Raw genomic sequence first — 20730 nt, forward strand, 5'->3', positions numbered from 1 at the left:
TGCCCGGATGAACAACCCCAGCCGCAGGGGTCGCGAGCGGGCTGCGACCGATCAGGACATCCGCCGGACGGCGCGGGCACTCCTGGTCGAGCAGGGCCCGGAGGCCGTGACGCTGCGGGCGATCGCACGCGAGCTCGGCATCACGGCGCCGGCGTTGTACCGCTACTACGGCTCACGCGACGACCTGGTCGAGCATCTTCGCGCGGACGTGGTCGCGGATCTCGCGGCCGGTCTCGCCGAGGACATCGCGCAGTTGCCGGACGAGGGCGCTCTTCAGCTTTTCGCCATCTGCAAGGGTTTCCGGCGCTGGGCGCTCGCGCACACCAAGGAGTTCACGCTGGTCTTCGCGTCGCCGTCGTCGGACGCGGGGAACAGGCTGGACGAGCCGTTCGGGCGGATCTTCCTCGCCGCGGCGGGCCGGGTGCTCGCGATGCACGATCTGGTGACGCCGTCGAACGACGTGGTCCCCGCCGAGCTGCGCGACGATCTCACCGCGTTCCAGGCAGAGTTGCTGACCGTGCTCAAGGAGTCCGGTGCGGAGTTCCCGCTCGAGAAGCTCGACCTCGGCGTGACGTACCTGATGATCCAGTTCTGGGCCCGGCTCTACGGGCACGTCACGCTCGAGGTCTTCGGCAACTATCCGATCCCGTTCTCGAAACCGGACGTCCTCTTCGACGCGATGCTGGCCGATCTCGCGCGCGAGATCGGCCTGACCGCCGGCTAGGCCGCGTGCCCGCCGTCGACCGAAACGGTCGTGGCGGTCACGTACTTGCTTTCGGCCCGTGCCAGGAACGACACCGACGCCGCCACCTCGGACGGCGAGCCGTAGCGGTCGAACACCGTCAGGCTCCGCTGGTCGGCGGCGTACGGGCCGTCGGCCGGGTTCATGTCGGTGTCGGTCGGGCCGGGGTGGACGATGTTCACGGTGATCCCGCGCGGCCCCAGTTCCCTGGCGAGGCCCTTGGTCAGGCCCAGCAGCGCGGTCTTGCTCACCGCGTACAACGACATCCCGGGGCCGGGCACGCGATCCGACACACAGCTGCCGATGGTGATCACGCGTCCGCCGTCGCCGAGGTGCCGCGCCGCGGCCTGCGTGGCCACGTAGACGCCGCGGACGTTGATCGCGAGCACGCGGTCGATGTCCTCCAGGCTCGTCTGGTCGAGCGGGCCGACGAAGCCGACGCCCGCGTTGTTGACCAGCACGTCGAGCCTGCCGAACTCGGCGACCGTCGTCTCGACCGCGGCCGCCACGGCCGCGGCGTCGGCACTGTCGGCCTGGATCGCCAGCGCTCGACGGCCGAGCGCCTTGATCTTGTCGACGACGCCCGCCGCGAGTTCGGCGTTGTGCTGATAGGTCAGCGCGACGTCGGCGCCGTCCTCGGCGAGCCGGATCGCCGTGGCGGCACCGATCCCTCGGCTGCCGCCGGTCACCATTGCCACCTTGCCGTCGAGGGTCATGCGGTGTTCTCCGTTCGATTTCGTTGTCCTTGAACAACTCCATCGAATCGCCTCATGACCCTCGACGCTGGCGTCTTTCCGCCGTGTAGCTACAGGACGATGTTGACCAAACGTCCCGGCACCACGATCACCTTGCGCGGCGTGCCGTCGCCGACCAGGGCGGCGACCTTCTCGTCGGCCAGTGCGGCCGCCTGCACGGCGTCCTTGTCCGCGTCGGCGGGCACGGTGACGCGCGAGCGCACCTTGCCGTTGACCTGGATCGGGTACTCCACGGTGTCTTCGACCAGGTACTTCTCGTCGACGACCGGGAACGGCCCGTGCACCAGGGAATCCGCGTGGCCCAGGCGCTTCCACAGCTCCTCGGTCAGGTGCGGGGCCAGCGGCGCCAGCATCAGCACCAGCGACTCCACCAGTTCACGCGGCGTCGCCTCGGTCGAGCCGTAGGTCTTGGTGACGTAGTTGTTCAGCTCGATCAGCTTCGCGCCGGCCGTGTTGAACCGCAGTTCCGCGTAGTCCTCGCGGACACCGGCGATCGCCTTGTGCAGCTGCTTGCGATCGGCGTCCGTGGCGTCCACAGTGGACACACGCAGCTCGCCGGTCTCCTCGTCGACGACCAGGCGCCACAGCCGCTGCAGGAAGCGCTGCGCGCCGACGACGTCCTTGGTCGCCCACGGCCGCGAAACGTCCAGCGGGCCCATCGACATCTCGTAGAAACGGAAGGTGTCGGCGCCGTAATCGGCGGCCATCTGGTCGGGCGTGACGACATTCTTCAGGCTCTTGCCCATCTTGCCGTATTCCTGCTTGACCTCTTCGTCCCCGAAGAAGAACTTGCCGTCGCGTTCCTCGACCTTGTCGGCCTGGACGTAGACGCCGCGGGAATCGGTGTAGGCGTAAGCCTGGACGTAGCCCTGGTTGAACAGCTTCCGGTACGGCTCCTTGGACGACACGTGGCCCAGGTCGAACAGCACCTTGTGCCAGAACCGCGAGTACAGCAGGTGCAGCACCGCGTGCTCGACACCGCCGACGTACAGATCGGTTCCGCCCGGGTCGTCGACACCGTGCTCGGCGGGACGCGGGCCGACCCAGTACTCCTCGTTCTCCGGGGCGACGAACACGTCCGGGTTGGTCGGGTCCAGGTACCGCAGCTGGTACCAGCAGGAGCCCGCCCAGTTCGGCATCGTGTTGATGTCGCGGCGATAGGTCTTCCTGCCGTTGCCCAGGTCCAGTTCGACCTCGACCCAGTCGGTGGCGCGCGCCAGCGGCGAGGACGGCGTGCTGTCCTTGTCCTCCGGGTCGAACGTCACCGGCGAGTAGTCGGCGACCTCGGGCAGTTCGATCGGCAGCATGCTGTCCGGCAGCGCGTGGACCTGGCCGTCTTCGTCGTAGACGACCGGGAACGGCTCGCCCCAGTAGCGCTGGCGCGAGAACAGCCAGTCGCGCAGCTTGTACTGGACGGTGCCTCGACCGTGGCCGTGCTCCTCCAGCCAGCCGATCATCGTCTTCTTGGCCTCGTCGACGGCCATGCCGTCCAAGAAGCCGGAGTTGATCGCCGGTCCGTCGCCGGTGAACGCCTTGCCGTCGAAGCCGTCGGACGGCTGGACGGTGCGGATGATCTCCAGGCCGAACTTCTCGGCGAATTCCCAGTCGCGGGTGTCCTGGCCCGGGACGGCCATGATCGCGCCGGTGCCGTAGCCCATCAGGACGTAGTCGGCGACGAAGACCGGGATTTCCTTGCCGTCGGCCGGATTCACCGCGTAGGAGCCGGTGAAGACGCCGGTCTTCTCCTTGTTCTCCTGACGGTCCAATTCGGACTTCCGCGCCGCGGCGGCACGGTAGGCGGCGATGGCTTCGGCCGGGTTGGCGGCCTCGCCGGTCCAGCGGGCGTCGACGCCTTCCGGCCACGTGGCGGCGGTCAGCTCGTCGACCAGCGGATGCTCGGGGGCGACCACCAGGTACGTCGCGCCGAACAAGGTGTCCGGGCGGGTCGTGAAGACCTCGATCTTCCGCTCGCCGGAATCGAACGACACCCGCGCGCCGTGCGATCGGCCGATCCAGTTGCGCTGCATGGACTTGACCTTTTCCGGCCAGTCCAGCAGGTCCAGATCGTCGACCAGACGATCGGCGTAGGAGGTGATCCGCATCATCCACTGCCGCAGATTGCGCCGGAACACCGGGAAATTGCCGCGTTCACTGCGGCCGTCGGAGGTGACCTCTTCGTTCGACAGCACGGTGCCCAGCCCCGGGCACCAGTTCACCGGCGCCTCGGAGATGTAGACCAGCCGGTGCGAGTCGACGATCTCCAGCTGCTCGGCGCGGGTCAGCTCGCACCAGTTGCGGCCGTCCGGCGTGCTGCGCTTGTCCTGCGCGTATTCGGTCTCCAGCTCGACGATCGGGCGGGCCTTACCGGCCTTCTCGTCGTACCAGGAGTTGAAGATCTGCAGGAAGATCCACTGGGTCCACTTGTAGTAGTCCGGGTCGATCGTGGAAATCCGGCGACGCTCGTCGTGCCCCAGGCCCAGGCGCCGGATCTGGCGCAGGTAGGTCTGCATGTTCTCTTCGGTGGTCTTGCGCGGGTGCTGTCCCGTCTGCACCGCGTACTGCTCGGCGGGCAGGCCGAAGGCGTCGAAGCCCATCGTGTGCAGCACGTTGCGGCCGATCATGCGGTGGTACCGCGCGAAGACGTCGGTCGCGATGAAGCCCAGCGGGTGCCCGACGTGCAGACCGGCGCCCGAGGGGTACGGGAACATGTCCTGGACGAACAGCTTGTCCGAGGGGACCTCACCGCTCTCATCGGCGAGCGGGCCGACCGGGTTCGGCGCGTGGTAGGTGCCGTGGTCGGACCAGTAGTCCTGCCAGCGCTGCTCGATCTGGCCCGCCAGCTCCGCGGTGTAGCGGTGCTGAGGGGCCGCGTCGGCGCCGCTGGGCGCTTCGCTCGCCTGGTTCATCGATCCTCCGTGCTCATCCACGTCAAGCCACTCCAGAAACAACTCGACCCCTCAGCCCGGAGGGCATGAGGGGTCGCCGCGCTGGTCCCGGCCGTTCGGCCGAGGTCAGCGCGGCAGGCTAAGGAGCAGCCGAGCCGTGTTCATGAAGCCAGTTTAACCCGCTGGTCAAAGCCGTTCCGAGGGGACCGCCAGAGCGATGAACTGGGTCACCTGCGTCGCGGAGAAGTTGTTGTCGCTGACGAGCACGAGACTGCGCTCGCCGTTCGGCAGACGCGGACCCCAGGTCATCCCCTCGACGTTGTCCACAGTGGACAACTTGAAGTCCGCGAGGTCCGCGAGCAGGCGCTTCTTGACCGGTTTGACGTTTTTGGCGTCGCCGAGCGAAGGCGTCTTCGCGATGTTCGTGGCGCCCTTGGTGTCGATCTCGTAGATCCGGATCTTGTTGCCGACGCCGGTGACGAACGCGCGCTCCATCACCAGGAAACGCGTCGGATCGGCCTGGTCGACGGCCAGCAGCGACGAGACGCCGGTCGTCGCGAACGCTCCGGGCGGGTTCGGCGACGCGAAGACCTTGTCCTGCGGGTACGCGAACTGCGCGAGCACCGGGCCGAACCGCGACTGCAGCGTGATGCGCGAGAGGGCGCCCGACGTGGTGGTCGGTTCAGGACCGTCCTGCAGCAGCGGACCCTCCACCGAGCTGGCGACGAGCGAGCCGAAACCGGCGAAGGTGAGTCCTTCGAGGACGAGGTTCTGCCGCGGCCCCGCCGTCTCGGTCATCTTCTCGTTGGCGGGGATCGGCAGGTCACGGACGTAGGAGCCGTCGCGTTTCGCCTCGCGGATCGACGGGTCGATGCGCGCCGCCGCCGACCGCTCGCCCTCCTGTGACCAGAGATAGTGGCCGGTCCAGGGGTCGACACGCAGCTCTTCGGGGTCGATGGTCTGCATGTTCGGCGGCTGCGCCGGGTCGTTCTTCGCGAGCGGCGGGTACGGCGTGCCGTCGGGCCGCAGGAGCGGCTTGGTGCCGGTGAAGGTGACCGGGCCGAGTCCCTTGGCGTCGAGGGAGAACTTCGCCGTGTAGAACCGGGCGGGGTTGATGGCGGACCGGTCGTCGCAGATCAGCGCGTACTCGCCGGTGCGGTGGTCGTAGTCGATGCTGGACAGTCCTCCGACGACGGTGCCCTGGTAGAGCAGCGAATTCGGGACGATCTGTTCACCGATCAACCGCAACGGACGGTGTTCGGCTTGAGCGGCCGGGGCCGCCATCAGGGTGAGGGGAACGGCCCCGATCAGGGCTGCGGCTAGGACTCGGCGTGACATGGCCTGTAGCACAGTCGATCAGGGTATCCGGCAGGTTGCCGGAACGTCACGCTTATCCTCGTGGAGTGTTCGTCATAGCGCTGGTCCCGATCGTGCTGGGTGTCCTCGTCGGCTGGGGTGGGTTCCTCGGCCTGCGCGAGAAGCTGCCGCGTGACCGCGGCGCGGGCGTGCGGACGGCCGCCACGATGCGCAGCGAAGAAGCCTTCCGCCTCGGCAACAAGGTCGCCGGGCTCCCGACGCTGGCCGGTGGCGTGATCGCCGTGCTCGCCGGTGTCGCCGCGCTGGTCATGCCGACGACGTTCGGTCTGCTGCTCGCCTCGTTCGTCGGCGTCGTCGGGATGATCGCGCTGGTCGTGACCGGGGGAGCGCTCGGCAACCGCGCCGCGACGACGGTGCCCGCGCCCGAACCCGCCGCGCCGGAAGCGCCTGCTGGCTGCAGCGGCTGTGCCTGCGGGACCTGCGGCGTCTTCAAGAAGGCCGACACCGCCACCGCCTAATTGCGCTGGAGGTCGCCCGGGTGGGTGGCCAGCAGTGCCAGCGGAATGCCCTGACGGCGCAGCACCTGGCCCCAGAGGTCGTGACTCGGCGACGCCAGGACGTCGCTGGGCAGCGCCGGGACGATCAGCCAGTCGTCGCGTTCGATCTCGTTCGCCAGCTGGCCCGAGTCCCAACCCGCGTACCCGGCGAAGACGCGCACGCCGCGGACCTTCGGGACCAGGACCTCGGGATCGGTGTCGAGGTCGACCAGCGCGACCGGGCCGCGCACGGCGATCACGCCGGGAACGCTGGACGCCGTCTCGCCCGTCCGCAGGGCGGCCAGGCACAACGCGGTCTTCTTCTCCACCGGACCGCCGACGAACACCGACTGCGGTTCGGCGACGTGCCCGCCCCAGTTGGGGAGCACGTCGTACACCGGAACGTCACTCGGCCGGTTGAGCACGACGCCGAGCGTTCCCTCGTCCCGGTGATCGATGACGAACACGACGGTTCGCCGGAAGTTGGGATCGAACATCGTGGGGGCGGCGACCAGGAGCGTTCCCGGTTCGACCTCGGCGTCCGCTGGCACGTCCGCCATGATCCCACTTCGAGCACAGGCAAATCGTCCGGCCAGGGAACAAGAGCATCACGAGCACCGTTGGACACTCCAGGTCGGTGCGCTTTCCGTGTCCCCCGGGCTCACTGAAGAACCGCCTTTGTGGAATACCGTCCGGCTGGAGCCACACTGCGCATAGCCGCCGAGAGGCGACCTCAAAGCGCACCGACCCCCAACTACGCTTCCGCGTGTGACGACCACCGCCACGGCGCCCACCAGGGCGTTCGTTCGCGATCGAGACTTCCGCCGCCTCCTGTTCACGCGCTTCTCCGCGCACTGGGGCAACGGGATGTACCAGGCCGGACTGGCCGGAGCCGTCCTCTTCAACCCCGAACGCGCCGCCGACGCGCTCGCCATGGCGGGCGGGTTCGCGGCGCTGCTGCTGCCGTACTCGGTCGTCGGGCCGTTCGCGGGTGCCCTGCTCGACCGGTGGGACCGCCGGAAGGTCCTGATCTTCGCGAGCCTCCTCCGGTCCTTCACCATCCTCGCGACGGCAGTCGCCGTCGGCACGGGAGCGGCCGGGATCGGGCTGTTCTCCCTGGCCTTGGCGTCCGAAGGCATCTCGCGGTTCATCGGTTCCGGGTTGTCCGCGTCGCTTCCGCACGTCGTCGAAGAGAAGTCCGTGGTCGCCGCGAACGCCTTCGCCGCGACGTGGGGTTCGGTGCTCGCGGTCGTCGGTGGCGGCTGCGCGATCGGCCTCCGGGGACTGACCGGAGCCGACGACGCCGGTTCCGCCTGGGTCACCGCCGTCGCCGCGCTCGGCGGGATCGGCGCCGCCGTCCTCGCCTCGGGGTTCACACGCGGTCTGCTCGGGCCGTCGACGGTGGACGAACCGTCGAACCCGGCCCTCGCCGTCGCCCGCGGCCTGTCCGACGGTGCGAAGGCGGCTTGGCGCACGCCCAGTGTCATGGCCGGGTTCGTCGCGCTGTTCGCCCATCGCGCGTCGTTCGGGATCTCGCTGCTGGTGACCGTGCTGCTGATGCGCAACCACTTCACCGACGCCGGGATCTTCCGCGCCGGGATGGCGGGGCTGGGCCAGATGGCGGCGTTCGCCGGGGCGGGGATCCTGGTCGCCGGGCTGCTGACCGCCCGGCTGATCCGGCGGTTCGGCAGGGTCCGTGCGGTGGTGGGCGCGCTGGTGCTGGCGGCGATCGCGCAGTCCGCGCTCGGCCTGCCGATGGTGGTCCCGGCCGCGTTGCTCGCGGCGTTCCTGGTGACCGGCGCCGGACAGGTGCTGAAGCTCTGTGTCGATTCGTCGGTTCAACTCGACGTCGCCGACGAGGCGAGAGGACGGGTCTTCGCCCTCTACGACACGCTTTTCAACATCACCCAGGTAGCCGCGGTCTCGCTGGCTGCGTTGTGGCACGCCTACACGCCCGGACTGCTGATCACGGCCACCGTCCTCTACCTGGCAGGAGCCGCCGGTTACCTTCTCGCCGTGCGAAAACGGAGAACAGGCGATACCGCTCCGCCCTTGGCATTAGGGTGACGCTTACCGACACCGGGTGGCGTAGGCCCGGGATCAAGTACTTGCGGGGGCTCAAGTGACGACGGCCGGCGACGACAGCGCACGCCTCGAAGCGCGCAATGCCGCCATGAAGGACCAGGTCGACACGCTGCTCGAACAGTTCGAGCGCCAGACGGCCCAGCTCCGGGACGCGCAGGAAGCCGCTTCGCAGACGTCCGCGACGGTGGTCTCGCAGGACGGTCTTGTCCGCGCCACCATCGACGCGACAGGCACGCTCGCCAAACTCGAGATCCAGCCGAACGCCTTCGAGCGCACCAATCCCGCGCAGCTGGCCAACACCGTGCTGACCCTGGTGCGCCAGGGATCACTGCAGGTCAAGCAGCAGGTCGCCGAGCTGATGGCACCGATCACCGAAGGCCTGCCGGACCTCTCGGACCTCATCGAAGGCGCTCCTTCGCTGCAAGGGCTGATGCCCGCCATCCCGGACTTCCTCGCGGACGAGGAAGAGCCGAAAGCGCCCGCGAAGTCCGAAGACTTCGAGGATCCGCTGCTGCGCAAGGACGACGCCCCGCCTCCGCCTCCGGTCCCGCCCGCGCCCGCGCCTCCGGCGCCGAAACCGATTCCGAAACGCGTGCGTCAGACTCAGGACGATGACGAGGAAGAGCCGCCTTCGAGCTGGCTGACCAGGGGAGTCTGATGCCGAACGGTGGGGGCGGTGGCGGGTTCACCGCGGATCCGGACGCGGTGAAGACGGCCGCGGCCAAGCTGGGAATCGCCGCGGACCAGTTGGACGACGCGGGCAAGGAACTGATGGCCGCGATCAATTCGCTCGGCCAGTGCTGGGGGAACGACGACGCCGGCAAGGAGTTCGCGAAGGACTACGAGCCGGGCGCGCAGGGTTCGTCCGAGGGGTTCGCGAACATCGTCGAGGCGCTGCGGGGCATGCAGCACAACGTCGAACGGTCGATGACCGCGTTCACGAACGCCGAGGAAGAGATCAAGACGACGCTGGACAAGAAGGCCTAGCGCCGTGGGTATGGAGATGCCCGACGCGGTCAAGTGGCTCTTGCCGATCGTCGTCGGGGAAAGCTGGCCCGAAGGCGACGAGGACAAGCTCCGCGAACTGCGCGACGCCTGGCACAACGCTTCGAACGCCGTCCAGCCGATCGCCGACACCGCGACCAAGGGTGCCACCGAGGTCCTCGGCGGCTGGACCGGCGAGGGCGCGGAGAAGTTCGCCGAGGCATGGAAGAAGTTCGTCGAGGGCGACGAGGCGTACTTCAAGTCGCTCGCCGATTCCTCGAAGGCTCTCGGCGACTCGTGCAACGCGACCGCGCTGGACGTCGAGTACACGAAGTACATGATCATCATCTCGCTGGTGATCCTCGCCGCGCAGATCGTCGCGATGATCGCGGCCGCCGCGGTGACGTTCGGTGGCTCGACGGCCGGGATCGCGCCGGCGCAGATCGCCACCCGCATGACCGTCCAGATGATCTTCCGCCAGCTGATGCAGAAGCTCGCGCAGGAAGGCTTCAAGAAGGTCGCGAAGGAACTCCTCGAGAAGCTTCTCAAAGAGGGCCTGAAGAAGATCGGCAAAGAGGTCCTGCAGAACACGGCGATGAACCTCGCCATGGACGCGGGCATCCAGGGCCTGCAGATGGCCAAGGGCGACCGCGACAGCTGGGACTTCAGCAAGACCAAGGATTCCGCGATCAGCGGCGCCGTCGACGGCGTCGTCGGCGCGGGCAGCAGCAGTATCGGCAAGGGCGCCACCAAGGGACTTTCCGACAGCGTGGGCGGCCAGATCGTCGACAGCGCGGCGCGGGGTGCGGTGCGCGGCGCGGCCGAAGGGGTCGCCAGCACGGTCGGGCAGGCCGCCGTCACCGGTGACCTGGACAAGCTTTCGGCCAAGGACGTCCTGATGGGCGCCTCCGGCGGGGCCGTCGGCGGCGGTGTCGACGGGGCGAAGAGCCAGATCGGCGACATCCGCACCGCGAACACGCCCGATGCCACGCCGGACGTCGACGGTCCGACGACGCCGGACGTGGATTCCGGGGACTCCGGGACGCCTTCGCGCTCTCCGGACAGCTCGTCAAGCCGCGATTCGTCCTCTAATGGCGATTCCTCGTCGCGGTCCACTTCGAACGGTGACTCGCCTTCGAATCGCGATTCGTCCTCTAGTGGCGATTCCTCGTCGCGGAGTTCGTCCGAGCCTTCGTCCGGGTCATCCGGGTCGCAGGCGCAGTCGCAGTCGCGGCCGGACGGCGGGAACCAGGCTCCTCAGCAGGCCTCACAGCAGCACACGCCGAGTTCGGAGAACGGCCCGCAGCGGGCGCCGGACAGTGACCGGGTCAGCCAGTCGTCGACGCAGGCTCCGGAACGTCCGGCGGACGCCCCGGCGAACACCGGCGACGGTCAGCGCGCGGCGCAGCCCCACCAGAGCGCACCGGCCGCGGACAACGGCGCCGGTTCCGGCCAGCAGCAGCAGCAGGCCGCGGCGGCGAACCAGCAGCAGGCACCCGCGGCGGCGGCACAAGCACCGGCACAAGCACCGGCACAAACTCCGGCGCAGACACCGGCGGCGGGTCCGGCGCAGACACCGGCGGCCGCGTCCCAGACGCCCGCCCAGACATCGGCGGCGAGTCCGGCACAAACTCCGGCGCCCAGTCCCTCGCAGGGGCCGAGCCCCTCGCAGTCCAGCGCGATGCCACCGGCCGCCTCCTCGGGCTCGGCCGGTGGGTCGTCTTCCGGCGGGTACGGCATGGCGCCGAACCAGGGTTCGAGCCCGGGCGGCCACGGCATGGCGCCCGGCGGCAATCCGCCGGGCAACGGGCCCGCACCGGGCGGTTTCCCGCCGGGCGGGCACGATCCGTCCCGGCCTCCCCGGCCGAACGACAGCGTCCAGGCCGCCGGTCTGTCCGGCAACGGCGGACCGCAGCAGCCGCGCTTCGACCAGCCGCCCGCCCAGATGCCCTTCCAGGGCCAGCCGATGCAGCAGCAGCCGCCGCCGGGCGGTTTTCCGCCTCCGCCGCCTCCCGGTGGTGGTCAGGGACCCATGCCGCCTCGTGGGCAGCAGGGTCCGATGGGGCCGCGTCCCACCGGGCCGCCGCCTCCCCAGCACCCGGGTCAGGGCGGATATCCGCAGCAGCGTCCTCAGCAACCGCCACCGCCTCAAGGTCCGCGGCCGCCGCAGGGCCCGCAGGCCTATCAGGGCAGGCCTGGCCCCGGCGGGGTTCCGCCGCGTCCGCAGACGCCTCCGCCCGGTCCGCCTCCGGGCAACCGCGGCCCGGCGGGCCACCCGCCGCCCCCGCCGCGGCCCCAGCATCCGGGCAACGGCCCGTTCCAGGGCAATCGCGGTCCCGTGCCGCCGCCCCCGCCCGGGCACCACCCTGGCCAGCACCCCGGACAGCCCCGGCACCCCGGCCCGCAGCCCGGCCGCCCGATGCCGCCCGGCGCCGAGCCGCCGCGGTTCGGTGGCCAGCAGCCACCACGTCCGCAGCAAGTCCCGGCGCCGCGCCCCGGCCAGGACGCGAACCCGGGTCCGCAGCAGCAGCGTCCGCCGCAGCAGGCCGAGCCCGTCCGCCCCGCGGAGCAGGCACCCGTACCGCCGAAGGAACCCGCGCCCCAGTCGTACCAGGGGAAACTCGACGACGACCTGCCCAAGGACACCGAGACTCCGCACGAGACCGAGGCGCCCCAGGACGTCACTCCCGACGACAAGACCTCGGACGACATCGGTTCCACGGTCGACGAGCCGTACCTGACGGATCCGGACTTCCACACCGACGACCCGGCGGCGTACCGCGCGCTCGCCGAAACGCAGATCGACAGGCGTGGTTTCGACGCCGAGACCGGGGAGTCGCGGGCCGAACAGGTCCGTCGTGAAGCACTCGACAAGCGTCAGGCGCACGAAGATCCGCGCGTCAAGAACATGTCGGATCAGGGCGCGTACGCGGTGCACAGCTACACGCGGACCGACATGGCCGAGCGGATCACGCACGCCCAGCGTCACGGTGGTCCGGAGCTGGACGCGCTCAGGCCGCACATCGAGGCGATCACCTCCGGCCTCAACGAGATGCCCGCGTACGAAGGTGTCGTCTCGCGGCGGGTGAACTTCCACGGCAACGAAAGCGCGATCCAGGGCTTCCTCGCGGCGCACGCCGCGGGGCAGGTCATCGTCGACCCGCAGATGCTGAGCACGTCACGGGTCACGCCCGAACATCCGCGCAGCACGTTCCCCGGCGAAGTCGAGATGCGCATCCAGTCGAAGACCGGACGCCACATCGAGGATCTCGCGTCGATCAAGGACGAGCGCGAAGTGCTGATGAAGTCGGCGACGCAGCTGCGCGTCACCGACGTCAAACCGGGGCCGGGGCATCCCGAGCACCCCGAATACGCGGCGCGGGTCGCGGACGGCACGGCGGGCAACCAGCCGAAGTGGATCGTCGAATGCGAAGAGGTCGTCGCCGGGGACGACGGCCACATGACCTCGGAGCAGGTCCAGCAGAAGGTCGCCGAGCGGCGTGAGTTCAACAACGCCGAGCAGGAACGGCTGGCTCAGGAAGAGGCCGACCGCGACCGGCAGCTGCGCCGCGATCACCCGGAACTGTTCCAGAACAAGGGCTTCGCCAGTCTCGACACCAAGATCTCCGACGGCAAGGGCGGCTGGATCGACGCCGCCGACGCCCCGGTCCGCGATGTCCCCAAGCCGAGGGAACACGTTCCCGACGGCGGCTGGTCCGAGCTGGCGAAGCCGCTCGACGAGGGCGGGACGCCGGTCATCCACGCCGGTTCGACCGAGACGCCGCATCAGCAGGTCCGGCTGGTCATGGACGAGCTTCCCGCGATCGGCGAGGCCAACACGCGCAACTACTACGCGCCCGAGTCGTGGAAGGACGGCTTCCAGACCAACTCGGCCGAGGCGCTGGTCGCGTTCGAGAACCGGATGGACGGTGGCGACGCCGTCGCCGGTCCGTCGACCGGCGGATCGCCGCTGCAGCACGTCAGCGACCGGCTCGGCGGGCAGTGGTCGGATCGGAACGGCTTCGGCGACATCGCCCGTGAGCTGGGCGAACGTCCGGTGGGCGCGCGGACCGCGGTGGCGTTCGAGCATCACGCCGCGGCCGATCCGAACGCGCCGGCGGGCTCGCCGCGATCCATGGACCGGATCGAGACGCGGATCGTCGCCGCGGTGAACACGCCGCACGGCGTGGTCTTCGCCGACCCGATGACCGGGCGGCTCGCGACGCTGCCCGACGACCCGACGTCGATCAAGGCGATGCCGATGGGCGGCGGCGACGCTCCGCACGCGCACACGCCGGAAGCACCGGAGACGACGCACACCGAGACGCCCGCCGACAGGACCGGCGACACCGACAAGACCGGCGGCACCGAAACGCCCGTCCAGGAGCAGGCGCCCAAGACCGAACTCGACATCAGCGAGCGGCTCCGGGGTCCTGAGGAGACGCCGTCACGACTCGACGAGAGCTACCTCGGCGACGACGACTTCCGCGGTACGCCGGAGGATCACAAGAGCCTCCGTGACCGCTACGACAGCGCCGACCTCGCCGAACAGGCCCGCGAAAAGGCGCTCAAGCGGCTCGAAGCCAGCCCGCTGCAGGACCGCGTCTCGCCCGAGGCCGCGGAAGCGATCTACTCGTACTCGCGCGAACACGCCTACGCGATCAACGAAGCGAACCGCCGGGGTGAGTCGCACCCCGACTTCGAGAACGCCCAGCGGAGCACCCGGGCGATCGTCGGCGCGCTCAACGAGCTGCCGGACTTCCACGGCGAGGCCATCCGCGGCATCGACACCAAGGGCGACCAGCGGGCCGCCGCGATCATGGCCGCGCACTACGAACCCGGTCAGACCGTCCCCGAGCCGACGATGACCAGCGCCACCATCAAGACGTCGCCCGACACGAAGTCGAAGTTCGGCGAAGACGTCGAGATCCACATCGTCTCGAAGACGGGCAAGGACGTCTCGTCGCTCGCCGAGAACCCGGGCGAGAACGAGTCCATCAACAAGCCGGCGACCCAGCTTTACGTGCACAGCAAGGAGTTCAAGACTCCGCCGCTGGTCGACCGGCCGAAGTGGGTCATCCACGCCGAAGAGGTCACTCCCGGCGACCCGCGCTACCTCGACGCCGAGACCGCCAAGCAGAAGATGGACGAGCGGCGGGCCCGGCACGCCGCGGAGGCGCCCGAACTCGCACGCCTCGCCCAGGAACGGTCGATGGCGCGCCTCGGCGGCTTCGACGAACCGCAGACCCCGCACCTCACCACGGAGAACCCGGCGGAGCACGGGGTCGCGGACGCGGACAAGGGACCCGAGTACGGCGAACAGCCCGCTCAGGACCACTCCGACGGCGACCAGACAGCCGAGCTGCCCGCCCCTGAGCGGGACTACTCGTCGATGGCGGTCGCGACGAACCCGCCGAGCGAGCCGGCTATTCACGCCGGTTCGGCGAGCCCCGCGCAGCAGGCCGCCTACCTCGCGGACCGGCACCCGAGGCTCGGCGAGGTCAACCCGCACTTCAACGACCCCGACGCGCTGGCGAACGGCTACCGGTCCAACTGCACCCGGACCCCGGGCGCGTACATGGACCGGTTGAACGGCATCGACTCGACGGCCGATCCGCTGCTCGTGCACGAGATGGACAGCCGCGGCACGCTGGAGCACGTCGAACAGCGCTTCGGCGGCCAGTTCTCGGATCGGGCCGACTACGACACGGTCATCCGCGAGATGCGGGGCATGCCGACCGATCACCACGCGGTCGTGGCGGTGAAGTACCTCGACGAGAACGGCGTCGAGCGCGGCCACGTCGCCATGGTGGCGAACACCCGTGACGGCGTCGCGTTCATCGATCCGCAGTCCGGTGCGCTGATGAACCTGCCGCATCCGCCGCTGGGCGTGCGGCTGATGCACGTCGGCGTCCCGGAGGGCCCGGCCGCGCACCACACCGACGGCCACACCACGCAGACCGACACCGCTTCGGCGCGGCCCGTCGACCCGCGGATCGCGTTCGCGCGACCGGATCAGCCGGTGGACCCGCGCATCGCGTTCGCCAGGGAAGACACGCCTGACGTGCAGCCGTCGCGGATCGGCCCGGACGGCCGCCCGATCGTCACGCCGCCGCGCGACGGGGGCTACGGCATGGCGCACGACAACACGGGCGACGTGGACCCGGCGGTCCGCGCCGACGTCGAGCGGTTCCTGAACGACCCCGAGATCTCGGCCGCGCTCGACCGGCTGGATCCGGAAAAGGACCGGGCCAAGCACGTCGACGAGGACGGTGTCACCCACGATCTCGGCCCGATGCGGGACTTCATCGCCGAGCAGCTGCCCCGGCATCCCGAGCTCATGCACCTGCTGCAGGACCCCGCGAACGCGTACCTCGCCGAGTCGCTCCTGCACAACCCGGTCACCATCGGCAGCCTTCTTCAGCATCCGGAAGCGATCCCGATGCTCGAAGACGCGATCCGCGAAGCGCATTCGAGCGACTATCGGCTGATCGACGACGTGGAGCAGGCAGGCCCCGGCGAGACTCCGCTGACTCCGGAACAGCGGGAGCTCGCGCAAGCGGCGGCCGACGTGGCCGCCGGCGTCGATCCGAGCGAGCGGGTGCACGCCGGTTTCCCGGACGAGCACGTGGGCGACGAACCCCGGATCAGGGAGTTCCTGCGGCGGGAAGCGGCGGCTTGGCCCGAAAACCAGGGGAGGCTCAACCGGATCGTCGCCGAGATCGCCGGGGACAACGACGGCACGGCGGGCGCGCGGACCGAGCCCAAGAAGGAAGGCCGGGCGATGGCCAAGATCGCCAAGTACGGGGGCGACGCCTCCCGTCTCGTCGATCTGGTCGGCGCGAAGATCCAGTTCAAGACGGTCGCCGACGCCTACAACGCGTTGAACGCCGTCATGGCGCATCCGGATCTCAAGATCGTCAAATTCGAGGACCGGTTCGCGAATCCGCAGGCGAGCGGCTATCGCGACCTGCAGATGAACGTCCGGCTGCCGAACGGGCACGTCGCCGAACTGCGGCTGCACCTGGAGAGCATCGACGACGTCGCCGTGTTCGAGCACGCGCTGTACGAGGTCCGCCGGGACTTCCCGACGTACAACCGGGCGGCGGACGAGGCGAGCCAAGGCAGGCTGACCAGGGAACAGGCACAGCTGGAAGCCGCGTTGATCAACCAGGTGCGGGTGAAGTTCATGGAAGGCCTGCGGCTGGGGCTGCCGAAGCCCCCGGAGGAGAACGCGTGATCGAGACACCGGCCTACTTCACCTACTACGCGCAGACCTACCGGGTCGAGGCGACGCCGGACGGGGGCCTCACCGGATATCTCCTCAATCTGCGCACCGGCGAGTTCGAGGAGGATCCGAGTCACGTCCGCGAGGTCCTTCGCGCGATGGCGAGTTCGGACATCAGCAAGGTGTCCGAGCAGAAGTTCGTGCAGGAGACCGAGTTCGCCCGCGCGCGTTACCTGAAAGGCGAGGGGGCGGCCTTCGCGCTCTACGAGACCATCGACGGTCTGTACGCGCAGGCCAAGCGGGAAGAGCGCGGGATGCAGCCACAGGAACTGGCGTTGATCCAGTCGCTCCGCCAGCGCACCTTCAAGCTTTGGGAGGACGAGCTGGCCCGCCGCGCCGCCGGTGAGCCGCCGTCGTTCCGGGCGGAGCCGCGCTTCCCGAAGTACGACCCTCCGGCGGAATGATTCACGTGGAACAGTTGACTTCTGACGAGCAGCGCGGGCTGCTGGTCCAGATCGGCAGACTCATCCTGGCGGGGATCACCGACCCCGCCCACGCCGCGGCCGCCGATTTCCGGCAGGCCGGGGAGCACACCGAGATCGAGGGCCACAACCTCACACCCGCGCCCGAGCTGAACGAGCTCTTCGGCCGCCTTCGCGCCGGGATGTACACCACCGGCCGGGGGACCTGGTTGCAGTCGAGGTTCACGCTCAAACCCGACGGCACCTTCGACTTCGACTTCACCCTCGACGACGAACCGGCCTGGACCAAGGCTCCGGCGTCTTCGGCGTACCCGGACGAGCTGGCCACGTTCCCGCGCGAGGACGAGCACGTCCCGGACTGGTGGCGGCTGCGCGCGCAGCTGCCGTTGCGCGTCGAGTTCCGGCATGCCCGGATCGTCGACTCCTACACCGAGGGCAAGCCGCCGGTGGTGGACAGACCGGAGCTGGACGAGTCCGAAGCGCCGCTGGTCGCGCAGTATCTCGAGCGCGAACCGGCGATCCTCTCGGGCAGCGGTCTCGGGAAGGACATCTTCGAGCCGGACGCCGACGGCGACGTCCCGGAGAGCTACCACACCGACGGCACCTGGATCTGGCACGCGTCCGTCCCGCACTACCTGCGGAAATACGGGATCCCGCCGGAACCGGAGCTGGTCGCGCACATCCGGGGCCAGCGGTTCCAGCCGCCGTACGTCGAGCACCTCGTGCGGCGGACGGCGGAGGCGGACCTGCTCGGCAAGTCGAGGCCGAAACCGGGCCGCTCCGACGTCAAGAAGACCGAGGGCGACATCGCCGCGGAGCTGGAGACGTCGCCGAATCCGGCGCTGGCCGACGAAGAGCTCCTGGTCGTGCTGGTCAGCAGGCTCGGCGAGCACGCGGTCTGGCCCGAGGCGTACCGCATCGGCGACCGCGCGGACGGCGCCTGGTGCCTCAACTTCACCGAGAAGGGCTGGGAGGTCGCCGCGTACTCGGGCGGCGTCCCGGTGTCGCCGAAGTACTTCGACAAGCTCGAGGACGCGGCGCATCAGCTCCTCGGCGCCGTCCTGCTGCATCCGGCGAGGATGACGGCCGGGCACGAAACACCGTTGGAGACCGCGAAGGAACTCGCCGACTGGCCGGTGCAGGCGGCGGCGGGTGAGCCTCCCCTCACCTTGCTCCGCAACAAGCGCGTCAGCCGGATGGTCGCCGGTACGGTCGTACTGCGGTTCGGCGAGGAAACCGGCAATCTGGTTCATCACGGAGGGGTACGGTTCGCCACGACGTCCCTGCCGCTGGAACGGGAACGCGCCGGTGGGACCTACCGGCTGCGCCGCCCGCTCCACGTGATCACCGGAGTCACCGTCCCTTGGGCGAACATGCCTGGTGGGGCGGTGGCCTACGTGCTCCCGAGGACCATCGCCGAGCACGTGTCCGACGGCAGCCTGGAGAGGATCGAGTAGGTGGAATCGGCGGAAGCGGTAGCCAAGGTCGAAGAGTGGCTGCGCGCGGTCCACGGTCCGGACGTGTCCGAACCGGGCGGCGCCGGCCTGCGCGTGCACCGCGAAAAGGTCCTGCGCATCCCCGAGGGCTGGTCGGTCCCCTACAACACGATCGCCTTCCTCGACGAGGGTCATGCCGAGAAGGAGATCTTCCCGCCGCCGTCGGTGATCGTCCGCGAACCGGACGGCGAGCTGCGCCAGGCGCATCCGCAGCCCGGCGGGCTCAGCGTCCCGGTCGCGTTCCCCGGCCAGGAGGCGTGGCGCGAGGTCGTCGACCCCGAGTACGCGAAGGCCGGGCTCGGTGACCTCGGGGTCCCGCTCGCGGTCGTCGCGGGCTGGGTCCAGGTCAACGCGGACGGCGTGCAGACCGGGCAGGAACGGGAGAACCCCGAGTACAAGGCCGGGCCGGTCCGCCGCGGTTACCCGAAGCCGGAGAACAAGCTCGAAACGCTGCTGTCGTTCGCCAGCGTCGGCTGGCTGACCAGGGAACAACTGCTCATCGGACTGCTGCGCTGCGAGGTCTACGTCCCGCTGGACCTGGCTTCGGGCAAGACGGAACGCTTCTACTTCAACGAGGAACGCGCCGAGCTGAGGGTGTTCAGCTCGTCCAGGAACCTCCCGTCCCGCGAGCACGGGTACTGGAAGGTCGACATCGCCACGCTGGCCGGGTACGAGAGCCCGCCGAACCTCGTGATCAACGGCGGGCCCGCGACGTTCGAGGACGTCGGCGGCGCGGAACTCGCCGGGACCGCGGCCAAGTTCCCGCGCCGGGACACCTCGGTCGACGTCAACGAACGCTGCCCGGAAGCGGATCCGGAACTGGAGACCCTCGCCGCCGAAACCGCCGCGAAGATGGGCCTGCCCGAACCGGTGAAGCCGCCGCTGCCCGCCGCCGAACGGGCCCGCCGCCGCGGCTTCGAACTGACCGTCGAGGAATGCCAGAAGACCGTCCTCGGCCAGTCGTGGCTGGCGGCGCTCAAGCGGCCGGAACCGCCGCGCGGCCGTCCGAACGACCTGCGGGCGAACGGGCTGGCGCCGAGCTACGACAACGAAGGACAGATCCAGCCGCGCCTGGACACCTTCGGCAAGTACTTCGAGCGAGACCGCTCCAGCTCGCGCTACGGCTGGCAGCGCGTCACGGGCGCCTTCGTGGGCTTCGCGCTCGGCGAGGCGCTCGGGGCGGCCGTCGACCGGATGCGGCTCGACGAGATCCACGGCACCTACGGCCCGGACGGGGTCACCGACCTGCCGGTCGCGTTCGACCTGCCCGGCCGGGTCGGGCCGCTCACCCAGCGGCTGCTGTTCTACACCGAGGCGGTGATCCGCAGCCCGCATCGCGAGCAGCCGGAGAACCGCGGCGCGGAACAGGCACTCGGGACGGTCGCCCGCAACTCGCTGATGCGCTGGCTGCACACCCAGGGCGCACCGCTGGACAACGCCGACGGCTGGCTGGTGAAGGTGCCGGAGCTCCGCGTCCGCCGCACCCCCGACGACGCCGAGCTGAACGCGTACCACGCGCTGGCGACCATCTCGCCGACAGCGATGCCGCTGAGCGGGCCGGACGCGCTGGTCGCGGCGCTGCCGGCGGCGATGACCGCGGCCGGACCCGGCACCGCGATGAGCGGCGGGGTCCGCCAGGCGGTGCGTGACCTCGTTTCGGTCACCCATCCCGGGGAGATCGACGTCGAGGCGGCGACCTACCTGACCTGGCTGTTCGAACCCGCGCTGACCTCGGAGGCGTTCAGCTACCCGATCTGGAACACCTCCCGCGAGATCTTCACCGAGCAGAACCCGCACCAGCGGGGGCCGGTCTGGGCGGATCTCAAGGCGATGGTCGCGGAATCGGTGCCGTTCTTCGGCAAGCACGGCCTGCCCGATCTGCGCGTCCCGGAACTGATCGGCGACGGCAAGGGCACGCTTTCGGTGCTGGGCCGCGCGTTCGCGGCGCTGTCCGGTTTCGAGAACTACCCGGAGCAGGCGCTGCTGCGGGCGGTCAACCACTCGGGCCGCAGCGCCATCACCGGTGCGATCGCCGGTGCGCTGCTCGGCGCCCGCACCGGCATTCCCGGTCTGCCGCAGAAGTGGGTCGAGCAGCTCGAACTGCGGTACCTGGTGGAGAACATCGCGACGGACGCGTTCTGGCACTTCGACCGCCATTCGGCGCTGCACGAGGTCGACGGCTGGGCCCAGCGGTATCCGCGCTGGTGAATCTGGAATGGG

Annotated in this window: 13 protein-coding genes; 9 read left to right on the forward strand and 4 right to left on the reverse strand. The window is 69.7% G+C overall.

Annotated elements, in window-relative coordinates; translation table 11 throughout:
- Positions 1-7 precede the first annotated feature (7 nt).
- Complete coding sequence (locus ACZ5IK_RS15345; RefSeq protein WP_465488237.1) at positions 8-724, forward strand: TetR/AcrR family transcriptional regulator; 717 nt, start codon at positions 8-10, stop codon at positions 722-724.
- Here ACZ5IK_RS15345 and ACZ5IK_RS15350 read toward each other — a convergent pair.
- The 3 genes from ACZ5IK_RS15350 to ACZ5IK_RS15360 all read right to left on the reverse strand — a co-directional run bounded on the left by ACZ5IK_RS15350 (position 721) and on the right by ACZ5IK_RS15360 (position 5720).
- Positions 721-1458: an SDR family oxidoreductase gene (locus ACZ5IK_RS15350; protein WP_465488238.1), complete on the reverse strand. Its 738-nt coding sequence runs from the start codon at positions 1456-1458 to the stop codon at positions 721-723. The genes ACZ5IK_RS15345 and ACZ5IK_RS15350 overlap by 4 nt on opposite strands.
- An 89-nt stretch (positions 1459-1547) precedes the next feature.
- Entirely contained in the window at positions 1548-4403 is a 2856-nt protein-coding gene (leuS, locus tag ACZ5IK_RS15355; RefSeq protein WP_465488239.1) for a leucine--tRNA ligase, read from the reverse strand.
- A 165-nt stretch (positions 4404-4568) separates the two neighbouring features.
- A complete protein-coding gene (locus ACZ5IK_RS15360) occupies positions 4569-5720 on the reverse strand; it encodes an esterase-like activity of phytase family protein (RefSeq protein ID WP_465488240.1) in 1152 nt (383 codons plus the stop codon).
- 65 nt (positions 5721-5785) lie between these two features.
- Here ACZ5IK_RS15360 and ACZ5IK_RS15365 point away from each other — a divergent pair, with 65 nt between their 5' ends.
- A complete protein-coding gene (locus tag ACZ5IK_RS15365) occupies positions 5786-6217 on the forward strand; it encodes an SdpI family protein (protein ID WP_101611549.1) in 432 nt (143 codons plus the stop codon).
- Here the strand turns inward: ACZ5IK_RS15365 and ACZ5IK_RS15370 are convergent.
- Positions 6214-6795, reverse strand: coding sequence for a YqgE/AlgH family protein (locus ACZ5IK_RS15370; RefSeq protein WP_465488241.1), 582 nt, complete (start codon positions 6793-6795; stop codon positions 6214-6216). The genes ACZ5IK_RS15365 and ACZ5IK_RS15370 overlap by 4 nt on opposite strands.
- Positions 6796-7003: 208 nt before the next feature.
- Between ACZ5IK_RS15370 and ACZ5IK_RS15375 the strand changes: the two genes are divergently transcribed.
- Genes ACZ5IK_RS15375 through ACZ5IK_RS15405 form a run of 7 tightly spaced genes read left to right on the forward strand, consistent with a single transcriptional unit; the run spans position 7004 to position 20718 of the window.
- Positions 7004-8302 (forward strand): MFS transporter, encoded by a 1299-nt coding sequence (locus tag ACZ5IK_RS15375; protein WP_465488242.1) that lies wholly within the window; start codon positions 7004-7006, stop codon positions 8300-8302.
- A 55-nt stretch (positions 8303-8357) separates the two neighbouring features.
- Complete coding sequence (locus ACZ5IK_RS15380) at positions 8358-8978, forward strand: YbaB/EbfC family nucleoid-associated protein (protein ID WP_465488243.1); 621 nt, start codon at positions 8358-8360, stop codon at positions 8976-8978.
- Positions 8978-9307 carry a WXG100 family type VII secretion target gene (locus ACZ5IK_RS15385; RefSeq protein WP_465488244.1) on the forward strand — a complete coding sequence of 110 codons (330 nt, stop codon included), beginning with the start codon at positions 8978-8980 and terminating at the stop codon, positions 9305-9307. Before ACZ5IK_RS15380 ends, ACZ5IK_RS15385 begins: the two co-directional genes overlap by 1 nt.
- Before the next feature lie 10 nt (positions 9308-9317).
- Positions 9318-16544, forward strand: a complete 7227-nt coding sequence (locus tag ACZ5IK_RS15390; RefSeq protein WP_465488245.1) for a WXG100-like domain-containing protein — start codon at positions 9318-9320, stop codon at positions 16542-16544.
- Entirely contained in the window at positions 16541-16996 is a 456-nt protein-coding gene (locus ACZ5IK_RS15395; protein WP_465488246.1) for a hypothetical protein, read from the forward strand. Before ACZ5IK_RS15390 ends, ACZ5IK_RS15395 begins: the two co-directional genes overlap by 4 nt.
- Before the next feature lie 5 nt (positions 16997-17001).
- A complete protein-coding gene (locus ACZ5IK_RS15400) occupies positions 17002-18471 on the forward strand; it encodes a TNT domain-containing protein (protein WP_465488331.1) in 1470 nt (489 codons plus the stop codon).
- The gene (locus ACZ5IK_RS15405) at positions 18472-20718 is read left to right on the forward strand and encodes an ADP-ribosylglycohydrolase family protein (protein ID WP_465488247.1); all 2247 of its coding nucleotides are present in this window, start codon (positions 18472-18474) and stop codon (positions 20716-20718) included.
- Positions 20719-20730 lie beyond the last annotated feature (12 nt).

The sequence above is a fragment of the Amycolatopsis sp. NPDC031561 genome (assembly GCF_055580625.1).

Bases quoted from the DNA above. Each gene is read 5' to 3' on its own strand.
- ACZ5IK_RS15345 (WP_465488237.1), top strand. From the start codon at position 8: ATGAACAACCCCAGCCGCAGGGGTCGCGAGCGGGCTGCGACCGATCAG.
- ACZ5IK_RS15350 (WP_465488238.1), bottom strand. From the start codon at position 1,458: ATGACCCTCGACGGCAAGGTGGCAATGGTGACCGGCGGCAGCCGAGGG.
- leuS (WP_465488239.1), bottom strand. From the start codon at position 4,403: ATGAACCAGGCGAGCGAAGCGCCCAGCGGCGCCGACGCGGCCCCTCAG.
- ACZ5IK_RS15360 (WP_465488240.1), bottom strand. From the start codon at position 5,720: ATGTCACGCCGAGTCCTAGCCGCAGCCCTGATCGGGGCCGTTCCCCTC.
- ACZ5IK_RS15370 (WP_465488241.1), bottom strand. From the start codon at position 6,795: ATGGCGGACGTGCCAGCGGACGCCGAGGTCGAACCGGGAACGCTCCTG.
- ACZ5IK_RS15385 (WP_465488244.1), top strand. From the start codon at position 8,978: ATGCCGAACGGTGGGGGCGGTGGCGGGTTCACCGCGGATCCGGACGCG.
- ACZ5IK_RS15390 (WP_465488245.1), top strand. From the start codon at position 9,318: ATGGAGATGCCCGACGCGGTCAAGTGGCTCTTGCCGATCGTCGTCGGG.